11 protein-coding genes are annotated in these 13,033 nt (G+C 68.9%); 6 read left to right on the forward strand and 5 right to left on the reverse strand.

What is annotated here, in order from left to right:
* Window positions 1–138: 138 nt before the first annotated feature.
* Complete coding sequence (locus tag CRO50_RS17760) at window positions 139–1,041, reverse strand: metal ABC transporter substrate-binding protein (protein ID WP_097147286.1); 903 nt, start codon at window positions 1,039–1,041, stop codon at window positions 139–141.
* A gap of 252 nt (window positions 1,042–1,293) precedes the next feature.
* On the opposite strand from CRO50_RS17760, the gene CRO50_RS17765 reads away from it, so the two are divergent.
* The 5 genes from CRO50_RS17765 (at window position 1,294) to CRO50_RS17785 (ending at window position 7,719) form a co-directional block, all read left to right on the forward strand.
* Window positions 1,294–2,823: an ABC transporter substrate-binding protein gene (locus tag CRO50_RS17765; RefSeq protein ID WP_097147287.1), complete on the forward strand. Its 1,530-nt coding sequence runs from the start codon at window positions 1,294–1,296 to the stop codon at window positions 2,821–2,823.
* Window positions 2,824–2,907: 84 nt separating this feature from the next.
* Complete coding sequence (locus CRO50_RS17770) at window positions 2,908–3,825, forward strand: ABC transporter permease (protein ID WP_097147288.1); 918 nt, start codon at window positions 2,908–2,910, stop codon at window positions 3,823–3,825.
* Window positions 3,822–4,736 (forward strand): ABC transporter permease, encoded by a 915-nt coding sequence (locus CRO50_RS17775; RefSeq protein ID WP_097147289.1) that lies wholly within the window; start codon window positions 3,822–3,824, stop codon window positions 4,734–4,736. Before CRO50_RS17770 ends, CRO50_RS17775 begins: the two co-directional genes overlap by 4 nt.
* A complete protein-coding gene (locus tag CRO50_RS17780) occupies window positions 4,733–6,364 on the forward strand; it encodes an ABC transporter ATP-binding protein (protein WP_097147290.1) in 1,632 nt (543 codons plus the stop codon). The genes CRO50_RS17775 and CRO50_RS17780 overlap by 4 nt, the downstream gene beginning before the upstream one ends.
* Complete coding sequence (locus tag CRO50_RS17785) at window positions 6,361–7,719, forward strand: lyase family protein (RefSeq protein ID WP_097147291.1); 1,359 nt, start codon at window positions 6,361–6,363, stop codon at window positions 7,717–7,719. The genes CRO50_RS17780 and CRO50_RS17785 overlap by 4 nt, the downstream gene beginning before the upstream one ends.
* Here CRO50_RS17785 and CRO50_RS17790 read toward each other — a convergent pair.
* The 4 genes from CRO50_RS17790 to CRO50_RS17805 all read right to left on the reverse strand — a co-directional run bounded on the left by CRO50_RS17790 (window position 7,716) and on the right by CRO50_RS17805 (window position 11,895).
* Window positions 7,716–8,645 (reverse strand): LysR family transcriptional regulator, encoded by a 930-nt coding sequence (locus tag CRO50_RS17790; RefSeq protein WP_179747319.1) that lies wholly within the window; start codon window positions 8,643–8,645, stop codon window positions 7,716–7,718. The genes CRO50_RS17785 and CRO50_RS17790 overlap by 4 nt on opposite strands.
* 109 nt (window positions 8,646–8,754) lie before the next feature.
* Window positions 8,755–9,858 carry an ABC transporter substrate-binding protein gene (locus tag CRO50_RS17795; protein ID WP_332835679.1) on the reverse strand — a complete coding sequence of 368 codons (1,104 nt, stop codon included), beginning with the start codon at window positions 9,856–9,858 and terminating at the stop codon, window positions 8,755–8,757.
* Entirely contained in the window at window positions 9,855–11,246 is a 1,392-nt protein-coding gene (locus CRO50_RS17800; protein WP_232617684.1) for a sensor histidine kinase, read from the reverse strand. Before CRO50_RS17800 ends, CRO50_RS17795 begins: the two co-directional genes overlap by 4 nt.
* Window positions 11,224–11,895 carry a response regulator transcription factor gene (locus CRO50_RS17805; RefSeq protein ID WP_097147294.1) on the reverse strand — a complete coding sequence of 224 codons (672 nt, stop codon included), beginning with the start codon at window positions 11,893–11,895 and terminating at the stop codon, window positions 11,224–11,226. Before CRO50_RS17805 ends, CRO50_RS17800 begins: the two co-directional genes overlap by 23 nt.
* 148 nt (window positions 11,896–12,043) lie before the next feature.
* On the opposite strand from CRO50_RS17805, the gene CRO50_RS17810 reads away from it, so the two are divergent.
* Window positions 12,044–13,030, forward strand: a complete 987-nt coding sequence (locus CRO50_RS17810; RefSeq protein WP_097147295.1) for a Bug family tripartite tricarboxylate transporter substrate binding protein — start codon at window positions 12,044–12,046, stop codon at window positions 13,028–13,030.
* Window positions 13,031–13,033 lie beyond the last annotated feature (3 nt).

Below are 13,033 nucleotides of genomic sequence, written 5' to 3' on the forward strand. Positions count from 1 at the left end.
GTGTCGAAGCTTGCCTTCCGGCCCGGCTCCGTCACCGGGACTTGCTGTTCGTCTTTCATCTCATTCGCTTTCCGCCGGTGCCACCACCAGGTGGCGGGTCGGCCAGTGACGGGCCGCCCCGGGGCGGCCGCGCCGCACTCAACTCAGACCGTCTTCCAGGCCATTTGCAATGGTTTCCGCCGTCACACGCAGAAGATCGAGGTAGGAGGGCACCGGGCCGCCCTCTTTCGACAGGCTGTCGACGTAGAGAACGCCGCCGTAATGGGCACCCGTCTCGCGCGCCACCTGCTCGGCCGGAGAGGTGTTCACCGTGCTCTCGCAGAAGACCACCGGGATCTCGTTGTCGCGCACCCCGTCGATGACCGCGCGCACCTGCTGCGGCGTGCCCATCTGGTCGGCGTTCATCGGCCAGAGGTACAGCTCCTTCATGCCGAAATCGCGGGCCAGGTAGCTGAAGGCGCCCTCGCAGGTCACCAGCCAACGCTGCGTCTCGGGGATCTCGGCGATCTCGGCGCGCAGGGGCTCCAGCGTGGCCTTCAGCTCTGCCGCGTAGGCCTCGGCATTGGCGGCATAGATCTCGGCGTTCTCGGGGTCCTGCTCGCTCAGGGCCTTGCGGATGTTCTCGATGTAGATCAGCGCGTTATCCAGGCCCATCCAGGCATGGGGATTGGGCAGGCCCTCGTAGGCGCCGGCCGCGATCGGGATCGGGTCGATCCCGTCCGAAAGCGTCGCCGAGGGCACGTCGCGCAGGTTCGCAAGGAACTGCTCGAACCAGAGCTCGAGGTTCAACCCGTTCCACAGTACGAGGTCGGCATCCTGCGCCCGCACGATGTCGCGCGGGGTGGGCTGGTAGCCGTGGATCTCGGCACCGGGCTTGGTGATCGAAGCCACCTCGGCGGCGTCCCCCGCCACCTGGCTTGCCATGTCGGCCAGCACGGTGAAGGTGGTCACCACCTTCAGCTTCTCCGCCGCCCATGCCCCCTGCCCCAGCGCCAGGGCCAGCGCGGCGCCTCCAAGCAGCGATCTTGCCACGGTCCTCATCTCTGCATCCTTTTGTTGCGAGTTATTCTCATGTAAGAGCGCGACGACGCGGGAAGTCAAGGCTCCTGAGAACCATTCGCAAGAAAAAGCCGGCCCCGGTCTCTCCCTGCCCGAATGCTGCGCTGCGACAGGGTCGCTTTCTGCATCTGCACGGGTAACTCTTGCGGTGAACGCAACAAACCTGCCGATCTTTGCAATTTTTGTTGCCCTCGCCCGGCTTCTAAGGTGAGGCACGATCCAAGGGAGGATACCATGCAACAATTCCGTTGGCGCCATCTCGGCGCCGCGAGCGCACTTGCGCTTGCCACCGCGATCTCTCCGGCCTTCGCAGGCCCGTCGGACGATACGCTGCGCGCAGCTATGTCCGAAGAGATCCTGAACCTCGACTACAATTACACCACCAAGCGCGAATACATCATCCTCGCCCAGCTGACGGATGCCACGCTCTTCAACATCGACCCCGAGACGCAGGAGGTCCTGCCCTCCATCGCCACCAGCTATGAATTCTTCGACGAGACGACGCTGGACGTGACCCTGCGCGATGACGTGAAGTTCCACGACGGCAGCAAGCTGACCCCCGCCGATGTCGCCTATACCTACAATTGGATCAAGGACGAGCGCAGCGAGTCCAACGCCGCCGGCGTGGTGCGCCGCTGGCTCGACACTGCCGAGGTGACGGGCGAGAACACGCTCCGCTTCCACCTGGCCTCGGTCTATCCGCTGGTCATCCGCGACATGGCCGCCCGGATCATGATCCGCAAGGACGGCACCTATGACGCCGGCGGCGAGGTCGACCGCGACGCCATGGCCCAGGACCTGATCGCCACCGGCCCCTACAAGGTCGCCTCCTTCGAGCCCGGCACCGAGCTGGTGCTGGAGCGGAACGAGGATTACTTCGGCGAAAAGCCCGCCATCGGCACCATCGTGGTGCGCAACATCCCCGATATCGGCACCCAGCAGGCCGAGATGATGTCCGGCGGCCTCGACTGGATGTTCAAGGTTCCTCTCGACCTGGCGCAGAGCCTGGGCGCCACGCCGCTGGCCACCCATCTGTCCGGCAATGACCTGCGCGTCGGCTTCCTGGTGCTGGACAGCCACGGCTACACCGATCCCGAAGGCCCGCTGACCAACGTCAAGGTGCGCCAGGCGATCAACCACGCGCTCAACAAGCCCGAGATGGCCGAATACCTGATCGGCGGCTCGTCCGAGGCGATCCACACCGCCTGCCACCCGGCGCAGTTCGGCTGTGACACCTCGGTCACCGATTACCCCTACGATCCCGAGAAGGCCCGCGCGCTGCTGGCAGAAGCGGGCTACGAGGACGGCTTCACCCTGCCGCTCTGGGCCTACCGCGACAAGGCCGCGGCCGAAGCCATCGCGGCGGACCTGACCGCCGTCGGCATCGACGTCGACCTGCGCTACGTCAAGCTGCAGTCGCTGAACCAGGCCCGCGCCGCGCGCGAGATCCCGGCCTACTTCGGCACCTGGGGCTCGGGCGGCACCGCCGACACCGCGGCCATCGCGCGTATCCACTTCGACATGGAAAGCGATCGCAACATGTCGGGCGACCAGGCGCTGGCGGACGAGATCCTCTCGGCCGAGCAGACCGTCGACCAGGAAGAGCGCAAGGAGATCTATTCCTCCGCCCTCGGCAAGATCGCGGACGAGGCCCTCTGGGCGCCGCTCTTCACCTATTCGGCGAACTACCTCGTCTCGCCCGAACTGGACTTCCCGCTGGACCCCGACGGGCTTCCCCGTCTGCAGAATTCCAGCTGGAAATAAGACCGCCCGATCAGATCACCTGATCTCGGGCTGACCCGAAGGCAGGGGCCGCGCATCCGGCCCCTGCCCCTTGGAGGACCCAGAATGCTCAGATACATCGCCCTGCGGGCCGCGCTCGCGCTCGCCGTGGCCTTCACCGTTTCCCTCGCGGCCTTCCTGCTGCTGAACGTGGCCGGCGACCCCGCCCAGGCCATCGCCGGAGAGGACGCCACCCCCGACGTGATCGAGGCGATCCGCGATCGCTACGGCCTCGACCGCCCCCTGCCCGTGCGCTATTTCGACTGGCTCGGCGGCGTGCTGCAGGGCGACTTCGGGACCAGCTACTACTGGCACAAGCCGGTGGCCGAACTGGTCGCGGATCGCGCCGACGAGACCATCACCCTGGCGCTCTCGGCCCTCTCCGTCACCATCATCATCGCCCTGCCCCTGGGTGCGCTGGCCGCGCTGAACCCCAACAGCTGGATCGACCGCTTCGCCCTCGGCGTCGCCGTCTCGGCGCAGGCGGTGCCCAACTTCTGGCTGGGCCTGATCATGATCATCCTCTTCGGGGTGATGATGCCGATCTTCCCGGTTTCGGGCGACAGCACCTGGAAGCATTTCGTGCTGCCGGCCTTCGTCCTCGGCGCCTCCTCGGTGCCGGCCGTGATGCGCCTGACCCGCACTGGCCTGATCGAGGTCATGGGCGCCGACTACATCCGCACCGCCCGCTCGAAGGGGTTCCGCGGCTGGCCCCTGCTGCGCCGCCACGCCATGCGCAATGCGCTGCTGCCCGTGATCTCGGTGCTTGCGGTGCAACTGGGCCAGAAGTTCGGCGGCTCGGTCATCACCGAAAGCATCTTCGCCATCAACGGCCTCGGGCGACTGGCGCTGGAAAGCATCCTCGGCATGGATATCCCCACCGTGCAGATGCTGATCTTCGTCTTCGCCATCGTCTTCGTCGCCATGAACCTGCTCGCCGACATCCTGAATGCGGCGCTTGACCCGAGGATCCGTATCGGATGAGCACCACAGACATCACCCTGACGGCGGTCGAGGACAGCGAGACCACGCCCCTTACCCCCGGCCAGATCTTCCGCCAGCGCCTGTTCGGCCATACCGGCTTCCTCATCGGCGCCTCGATCATCTTGGCGATCGTCGTGGTGGCGATCTTCGCCCCGCTGATCGCGCCGCATGATCCCTACGTGCAGTCGCTGTCGACCCGCATGCTGCCCCCGGTCTGGTCCGAGGGCGGCAGCTGGGAGCACCTGCTGGGCACCGACCAGAACGGCCGCGACTACCTCAGCCGGCTGATCTACGGCACCCGCGTGTCGATCACCATCGGCATCGGCGCAGCCACCGTGGGCCTGATGATCGGCGTTACGCTCGGCGTCATGGCGGGCTATTTCGGCGGCTGGATCGACCATGCCATCAGCTTCCTGCTGACCGCCCAGCTGGCCCTGCCGGGCCTGCTGCTGGCCATGGCGCTGGTCTTCATCATCGGCCCGTCGATCTGGGTCGTGATCGGCATCGTCGGCGTGCTGCACTGGACCTACTACCTGGTGGTCACCCGTGCCGCCACGCAGCGCATCCGCAACCTTGATTTCGTCGCCGCCGCCAAGGCCTCGGGCGCCTCCTCGCGCCAGATCATCTGGCACGAGATCCTGCCCAACCTCGCCTCTTCGATCATCGTGATCTTCACCTTCGAGCTGGGCATCGCCATCCTCGCCGAAAGCTCTCTCAGCTTCCTCGGTGTCGGTATCCAGCCGCCGATCCCCTCCTGGGGTCTGATGATCGCGGAGGGCAAGCAGGCCATGTTCTACCGCCCCTGGCTGGTCGTTCTCCCCGGCATCTGCCTGTTCCTGCTGGTCATCGGCGCCAACCTGATGGGCGACGGCCTGCGTGACATCACCTCTCCGGAAGGGCGCAACGAATGAGCCTGCTTGATATCCAGAACCTCGACGTCACCCTGGCACTGCCGAACGGCCCGCTGAAGGCGGTGCGCGACGTGACCCTGACGCTTGAGCCCGGCGAAAGCCTTGGCATCGTGGGCGAAAGCGGCTCGGGCAAGTCGATGACCGCGCTGGCGCTGATGCGCCTGCTGCCCCGGTCGGCCACCTGCGAGGCCGAGGCGCTGCGCTTCGATGGCCAGGAGCTGCGCGATCTGGGCGATCCCGCCTTCGCACGCCAGATCGCCGGTCCCCGCATCGGCATGATCTTCCAGGAGCCGATGACCTCGCTGAACCCGGTCTATACCATCGGGCGGCAGATGACCGAGGCCACCGTGGCCCGCGGTCTGCTCTCCGAGGCCGAAGCCCGCCGCAAGGCCATCGACCTGCTCGACCGCGTCGGCATCCCCGACCCGGAGGGCCGGATGAACCAGTTCCCGCACCAGATGTCCGGCGGCCAGCGCCAGCGCGTCATGATCGCCATGACCCTGATGCTGGACCCCGAGCTGCTGATCGCGGACGAGCCGACCACCGCGCTGGACGTGACGGTGCAGGCGCAGATCCTTGACCTGCTGGACGACCTGCGCCGCGAGCGGGGCATGGGCCTGATCCTGATCAGCCATGACCTTGCCGTGGTGGCCGAACGCACCGACCGCGTGGCGGTGATGTACCTGGGCGAGATGGTCGAACAGGGCACCGCGCAGGAGGTGCTCTACCACCCGCAACACGATTACACGAAAGCCCTGCTGGCCGCGATCCCGCGCCTTGACGGCCCGGCCCGCGTGCCGGCCCAGGAGGCCGCCGCGCCCGAGGTGGAAAAGGTCATCTCGGCCACCAACCTCTGCCGCGAGTTCCATTCGCGCAAGGGGCTGTTCGGACCCAAGAAGACCGTGCGCGCCCTGGACGATGTCTCGCTCGAGCTGCGCCGCGGAGAGACCCTGGCGGTGATCGGAGAGAGCGGCTCGGGCAAGTCGACCCTGGCGCGGATCCTGCTGGGGCTCGACCTGCCCGATGCGGGCGACGTGCGGATGCTGGGCCGCCCGGTGCTGGACCTGCCCGGTGCCGAACGCGCCAGCCTGGTGCAGCCGGTGTTCCAGGACCCCTACACTTCGCTCAACCCGCGCCGCAGGCTGAGCGAGATCATCTCCCGCCCCCTGGTGCTGCGCGGCGAGGGCGACAGCGCCTCGCGCCTGGCCGCGGTCAAGGACGCCATGGAGAAGGTGCGCCTGCCAGGACGCCTGATCCACGCCTACCCCAGCCAGCTTTCCGGCGGCCAGCGCCAGCGTGTCGCCATCGCCCGCGCCCTGATCACCGAGCCCGAGGCTCTGATCTGCGACGAGCCGACCTCGGCGCTGGATGTCTCGGTGCAGGCGCAGATCCTCGAACTGCTGGACGACCTGCGCGCGAAGATGGGGCTGACCTGCCTGATCATCACCCATGACATGGCGGTGGTGCATGAGATCGCCGACCGCGTCGCCGTGATGTACCAGGGGCGCGTGGTCGAAGAGGGCAGCGCCAGTGCGGTGCTGGATCATCCCTCCAACGACTACACCGCGCGCCTGCTCGCCGCCGCGCCGCGCTTCGGCGCCACGCGGGACCTGGAGGTGGTGCAGTGAAGCTATCGACCCCCGCCCTGACGCCCTCGACGCTCTTTGCCCGCGAAACGCTCTGGCAAAGCTGGCTTGATGTCGAGGCCGCCCTGGCCGAGACCCAGGCCGAGATGGGGATCATCCCCGCCGACGCGGCAAGCGGCATCCGCGAGGCCGCCAGCCTTGCACGCATCGGCATCGAGGAACTTCAGGCCGACATCCGCATCACCCATGCGCCGATCCTGTCGCTGACCCGTCTGCTGGCGGCGGCGGCGGGCGAGGCCGGGGCCTATGTGCACTGGGGCGCCACCACGCAGAACGTCATGCAGACCGGGCGCATCCTGCTGATCCGCGAGGCCGACGGGGCGATCCGCCGCGCGCTCGGCCAGGCGCTGGTGAAGCTGGCCGACATGGCCGAGACCCATGCCGACACCCTGATGCCGGGGCGCACCAACCGCCAGCACGCCCTGCCGATCACCCTGGGTTTCAAGGTGGCCGGCTGGATCGAAGAGCTGACCCGCGCGCTGGATCGCCTGTCGGATGGCGGCCGTCGCCTCTTCGTGCTGCCCTTCGGCGGTGCGGTCGGCGCCATGCATGCCTTCGGACCCGAGGGAGCCGAGCTGAACCGCCGCCTCGCCGCGCGCATGGGGCTGGGCACCCTGCTGGTGCCGGGCCGGGCGATCAACGATCTCTTTGCCGACTACGTCACCCAGCTTTCGCTGCTTGCCATGACGCTGGAGCGGGTGGCGGCAGAGCTCTACCTGCTGATGACCCAGGAGATCGGCGAGATCTCGGAACGGCTGGACGCGGGCACCGTGGGCTCTTCCACCATGCCGCACAAGGTGAACCCCAAGTACGTGGTGCGCGTGCTGGCCCAGACGGGCGAGCTGCGCGGCCTCGCCGCCCCGGCGATGGAGACCGGGCGCTCCAGCCACGAGGGGGATTCCGCGCAGAACCAGATGCTCTCGGCATTGCTCGACCGTGCCGTGCCGCTGGCCTGGGACATGGCCGAGGGTTTCGACGCGCTGCTTGGGCGTATCGTGGTGCATGCCCCCCGCATGGCCGAGAACGCCGCGCTCTCGGGTGGGGCCATCGCCACCGAGGGGCTGATGATGCGGCTGGCGCCGGTGACGGGACGGGCCGAGGCCCATGACCTGATCCATCACGCCCTTGACCACCGCCCCGAGAGCGAGACCCCGACCGAGGCGCTGGTGGCCGATGCAGGCCTGCGGGCCCATCTCTCGGAGGCCGAGATCCGCAACGCCATGGACCCTGCCGCCTATTGCGGCGACAGCGCCCGGATCGCGCGGGACGCGGCGGCACTGGCGCGCCAGACGGCGCGCGCCATCGCCGGCCAGATCAGCGGCCAGACAAGCGGCTAGATCAGGTAGACGAGTCCGGCCATGCCGGGCTCGTCCTGCCGGCGCGTCTCGACATGGGCGGCCAGACCATCCAGGAAAAGCTCTGACAGATCGGCGCGCGGGCCCTTGGCATGGACGCTGGCGTAGGTGATCCAGTGCTCGCCCTCCAGGGGGCGCATCACCAGCCCGGCCATGGCCGAGGCGGGCAGCACCACCGGGTCGATCAGCGTCAGGCCCAGGCCCTGGCGCACCATCTCGACCGTGACCAGGGTCGAGCCCGTCTCGAAGGCGATCCGCGGCCTCAGCCCCGCCTCGCCCATCACCTCTTCCAGCCGGTAGCGCCAGCGCTGCCCCGTGGCCAGGGTGACAAGCGGCTCTTCGGCGAGCTGCCCCAGCGAGACACTTTCGCCCGCGGCCAGCGCATGTGCCTCGGGCATCAACACGCAAAGGCGCGAGCGCAGCAGCGGCATGATGTCGATGGGGATGATCTCGTTCTCGACCGGCAGCGAGATCAGGCCGATGTTGTAGCCCCGCGCCGCCACCTTGCTTTCGATCTCGAAACGGTTCTCGACGTGGACCGTGCATTCCAGCTCGACCCCCTCCCGGCGCAGCCGCGCGATGGTCGGCACCACCAGGCCATTGGCCATGGGCGCCGCCGTCACCACCGACAGCCAGCTGCGCGAACGAGAGCGCAGGTCGCGGGCGATCAGCGGGATCTCCTCGAGCCCGTCCAGGGTGTTGGAGATCTGCTGGTAGAACAGCGCCCCCTCTTCGGTCAGTTGCAGGTTGCGCCGGTCGCGCGAGAAGAGCGCGATCTGCAACTGCCCCTCCAGCTGCGCCAGCAACCGGCTGGCCGCCGAGGGCGAGAGGTTCAGCCGGTCCGCCGCCTCGGCCAGGGAGCCCGTCGCCACCACCCCGCGAAAGAGCCGCAATCCTCTCAGGTTCATCCGGCCCTCCCCGCCTGATCCGCTTTGTCCGTCTGCCAAGGGCAGCAGCCCCGACGACCTGCCAAAGTCGCAACACTCTGCGGCTTTCGTGCAGGATACGCAACCATACCTAGGGACGCCCCGGCCCGAAGGCATCGCGCCAGCGGGAGGTGAACTGCGCCACCTTGGCGGGGTCCATGGCCAGCAGCAGCGGCAGGCCCAGCCCGATGGGCACCTGCCGCCCGGCCTCCTCCTCTGCATCGGGGTCAAGCCCGATGAGCCGCTCCCGCGCCAGCGCCAGCTGACCCTCGGCGGACAGCAGGAAGTCCAGCAGCGCCCCGGCGCGCGGATCGGCCACCGGGCCCGGCAGGATCGCCGCCCGGCTCAGCACCAGCGTGTAGTCCGACGGCGCCACGATCCCCAGCAGCGGGTCCTCGGCGGCGCGGGTCTGCGCATAGGAGCCCAGCACATTGTAGGCCATCAGGTAGCGCCCTTCCTGCACACCGCGGATGATCTCGGCGGAACAGCAGGTGGCCACGGCGCCGGTGCGGGCGAAGGCCTCCATCAGCGCGCCGAAGGTGCTGGCCTCCTGGCTGTCCATGAAGGCAAAGAGGAAGCCCAGGCCCGAGGCCTCGATGTCGTAGGTGGCGACCTTGCCGGCGTAGGGCGTGCGCTCGGGGCGCAGCAGGTCCAGCAGGTCGAAGCGCGAGCGCGGCACCTCCGAGGCGGGCACCAGGGCGCGGTTGTAGACGATGACGGCGGGCTCTCGGGTAATGCCCCAGATCTCGTTGCGCCAGACCAATGCGTCGGGCAGAGCGGCCGCGGGGCCGGAAACCCAGGGCGCGGCGCAGCGGTCGTTGACCAGCTTCACCAGGTGATGCACCGCCGAGCTGATCACCAGATGCGCCCCCGGCGTCCCCGCCGCGCATTCCTCGGCGGTGAGAGCGAAGAGGTCGTTGGAGCCCCATTGCTCGTAGCGCACCGACAGATCGGGACGCGTCGCCAGGAAGCGCTCCACTGCCGGGGCCATGGCGCCGATATCGGTGGTGGTGCGCAGCACGATCTGCGCCCCCTCGCCGAACTCCCGGATCGCCTCGGGTTCGGCCCGTGCAGCCCCCGGCATCAGTCCGAAGAGCACCGTCGCCCCGGTCAGCAGGGCACCGACCAGCAGCGCCACCCCCCGGCCCGGCACCCCGCGCCGATGCCTTTGCCCGCCCTTGGGAAGCGTCCTCATTCCGCCACCTCCAGCACCAGCGCCATGCGGAAGGGCGCGCCCTCTCCGCCGGTCATTTCCAGCCGCCCGCCAAAGGCCTCGGCCACGGCACCGGCGATCGACAGACCCAGGCCGCTGCCCGAGCCGCCGCCCTGCGCCGCGCCTGCCACGAAACGCTCGCCAAGCCGCGCGCGCACCTCTGCGGAGGGCCCCGGCCCCGCGTCCTCGACCCAGAGCCGGGCCTCCCGGCCCTGCTGGCTGACCCCGACCCGGACAGGCGCCTGCCCGTGTTTCAGCGCGTTGGACAGCAGGTTCTTCGCCGCCTCGGTCAGCGACAGCTCGTCACCGCGTACCGGCACCGGGTCCTCTTCGATCTCCAGCGCCACCGAGGCGCCCTCGGCGATCAGCTGCGGATCTCCGGCCTCGACCGCCGCCAGCGCGATGTCGCGCAGGTCCAGCACCGCACGACGGGCGGAATCGCCGCGGTGCACCACCATCGCCCGCGAAAGCATCTGGTCCAGCAGGTGACCCAGCCCCACGGTGCGCGCATGGATACGCGCCACCAGCAGCCGCTGGCGCTCGGGGTCCGGCTCGTCACGGGCCAGGTCGGCCTGGGCGCGCAGGGCGGCGACGGGATTGCGCAGCTGATGCGCCGTGTCCGAGATGAGCCGCCGCATGGTGCCGAACTGGCGGTCCAGCCGCCCCATGAACCCGTTGATCCCCTGCACCATCGGCAGCACCTCGCGCGGGACGCGGCCATCGAGCGGGGTCAGGTCCTGGGGGTCGCGCGCCTCCAGCCGTGCCGCCAGCCGGTCCAGCGGCCCGAGCGCGCCGCGCACGATCAGCAGGGCCAGCAGCAGCATTGCCAGCCCGCCGATGGCCAGCACCACCAGCGCCTTGCCGGTGATGTCGCGGGCCAGGTCGTTGCGGGCCCGCAGCGTCTGCCCCACCACCACCTCGACCCGCCCCGAGAAGCTGCGCTCGGCAAAGCGGCGCGAGACCACGATGTAGCGGGCGGGCTCGCCCAGGAAGGCGGCGTCGTAGAAGGCCGGACCGCCGCCCCTCGAGGGCGGGTCGGGCAGGTCCTCGTAGCCGGTCAGCAGCTTTCCTCCGGGGCCCGAGACCCGGTAGGCCACCCGGTCCTCGGGGGCCAGCGCCAGCAGTTGGAAGGCCGAGGCGGGCAGATCGACCACCACCTGCCCTTCGCGGATCGAGATCGCGCTGGCGATGTCATTGGCCGCGCCGACCAGAAGCCGGTCGAAGGCCTCGCGCGCGGCCGTGCGCCCATAGGCGAAGGCCGCCAGCGCCAGCACCACGCCGCCGATCGCCAGAAGCGCCCCCAGCCCCGCAACCAGCCGCGCGCCAAGCGACAGGGTGGGCCGCAGCTCAGCCATCGGCGTCAAGGACATAGCCCAGCCCCCGCAGGGTGCGGATCACCGCCCCCGATCCGGCGATCTTCTTGCGCAGCCGCGCCACGTAGAGCTCGATGGCATTCACCCCCACCACCGTGTCGTCGAAGGAATAGAGCCCCTCCAGCAGCCGGTCCTTGGAATGCACCTGTCCCCGGCCCCGCATCAACATGCCCAGCAGGGCGAATTCGCGCCGGGTCAGGTCCAGCGGCGCGCCGTCCAGCAGCACCCGGCCGGCGACCGGATCGAAGACCAGCCGGCCAAGGGCGATCTCTCCGGCCCTCTCGACGCTCTCGCGGCGGGCCAGCACATGCAGACGGGCCTCGAGCTCTCTCTGGTCGAAGGGTTTCACCAGGTAGTCGTCGGCGCCAAGCGAGAAGGCCGAAACCTTGTCGTCGACCGAGAAATGCGCCGTCAGCATCAGCACCGGCATCTTCAGCCCCCCGGCCCGCATCTCGCGCAGCAGATCGACGCCAGAGCCATCGGGCAGCGTGATGTCCAGCACCACCACGTCATAGCCCTGCACCCGCAGGCAGTCGCGCGCCTCGCCAAGCGTCATCGCATAGTCGCAGGCCATGCCCCCCGCGCGCAGCCGCGCCAGCGTGGCATCCGCCAGGTCCTGAGTATCCTCCACCAGCAATATGCGCATTCAAGTCTCCCCAACGGCTGCCGCGTCACCGTCCCGGCGGGCCGATCAGAGGCCCAAGCCTGTGACAGCTTGGTGACAGGTTCAACCGCTATATCACGCGGCACTGGTCGCGGGCCTGCCTGGCCGCGACCCATGAGGAGGAAAACCAATGGCATTCAAACATCTTCGCACGGCGCTGGCCGTCGCGGGCCTGGCCCTGACCGCAACCGCAGCCTCGGCGCAGTTCGCGCCCGAGCAGCCCGAGTGCATCGCGCCCGCCAACCCCGGTGGTGGCTGGGACTTCACCTGCCGCCAGGTGGGCAAGTCGATGCAGGACATCGGCCTGATCTCGAAGACCATGCAGGTGGTGAACCTGGCCGGTGGCGGCGGCGGTGTCGCCTACGCCGAGGTGGTCAACAAGCGCGGTGACGACAACGACCTGATCGTCGCCGCCTCGACCGCCACGGCCACCCGCCTGGCCCAGGGCGCCTATCCGGGCAACACCATGGACCAGGTCCGCTGGCTGGCCACCATCGGTGCCGACTACGGCGTGATCGCCGTCGCCGCCGACAGCGAGATCGAAACCCTGCCCGCCCTGCTGGACATGATCAAGAACGACCCGCGTTCGATCTCCGTGGCCGGCGGCTCTGCCGTGGGTGGCTGGGATCACCTGAAGGTGCTGATCGCGGCCAACGCCTATGGCATCGAGGACGTGCGCAGCGTCAAGTACATCGCCTTCGACGGCGGCGGCGAGGCCGTGACCCAGCTTCTGGCCGGCTCCGTGCAGGCCTTCACCGGCGACCTCTCCGAGGCCAAGGGCTTTGTCGACAGCGGCGACATCAAGGTGATCGCGGTGCTGGCACCCGAGCGCCTGGAGGGTGAGTTCGCCGCCTTCCCGACCGCCATGGAACAGGGCGTCGACGCCATCGGCGCCAACTGGCGCGGCTTCTACGCCCCCGGCGGCATGTCCGACGAGGCCTATGACGCCTGGGTCGGCAAGATCGCCGAGCTCTACGGCTCGCCCGAGTGGAAGGACATCATGGCCGCCAACGGCCTGGCCCCGCTCGACCTGCAGGGCGCCGACTTCGAGGCCTTCGTGGCCGACAGCGTCGCCCAGATCCAGACCATCTCCCGCGAGATCGGCATCATCAAGTAATGC

It is taken from the genome of Pseudooceanicola antarcticus (genome assembly GCF_900215355.1).
GTDB lineage: Bacteria > Pseudomonadota > Alphaproteobacteria > Rhodobacterales > Rhodobacteraceae > Pseudooceanicola > Pseudooceanicola antarcticus.

What these genes read in the sequence shown, in the direction of transcription:
- CRO50_RS17760 (WP_097147286.1), bottom strand. Translation starts at nt 1,041, where the DNA reads ATGAGGACCGTGGCAAGATCGCTGCTTGGAGGCGCCGCGCTGGCCCTG.
- CRO50_RS17765 (WP_097147287.1), top strand. Translation starts at nt 1,294, where the DNA reads ATGCAACAATTCCGTTGGCGCCATCTCGGCGCCGCGAGCGCACTTGCG.
- CRO50_RS17770 (WP_097147288.1), top strand. Translation starts at nt 2,908, where the DNA reads ATGCTCAGATACATCGCCCTGCGGGCCGCGCTCGCGCTCGCCGTGGCC.
- CRO50_RS17775 (WP_097147289.1), top strand. Translation starts at nt 3,822, where the DNA reads ATGAGCACCACAGACATCACCCTGACGGCGGTCGAGGACAGCGAGACC.
- CRO50_RS17780 (WP_097147290.1), top strand. Translation starts at nt 4,733, where the DNA reads ATGAGCCTGCTTGATATCCAGAACCTCGACGTCACCCTGGCACTGCCG.
- CRO50_RS17790 (WP_179747319.1), bottom strand. Translation starts at nt 8,645, where the DNA reads ATGAACCTGAGAGGATTGCGGCTCTTTCGCGGGGTGGTGGCGACGGGC.
- CRO50_RS17795 (WP_332835679.1), bottom strand. Translation starts at nt 9,858, where the DNA reads ATGAGGACGCTTCCCAAGGGCGGGCAAAGGCATCGGCGCGGGGTGCCG.
- CRO50_RS17800 (WP_232617684.1), bottom strand. Translation starts at nt 11,246, where the DNA reads ATGTCCTTGACGCCGATGGCTGAGCTGCGGCCCACCCTGTCGCTTGGC.
- CRO50_RS17805 (WP_097147294.1), bottom strand. Translation starts at nt 11,895, where the DNA reads ATGCGCATATTGCTGGTGGAGGATACTCAGGACCTGGCGGATGCCACG.
- CRO50_RS17810 (WP_097147295.1), top strand. Translation starts at nt 12,044, where the DNA reads ATGGCATTCAAACATCTTCGCACGGCGCTGGCCGTCGCGGGCCTGGCC.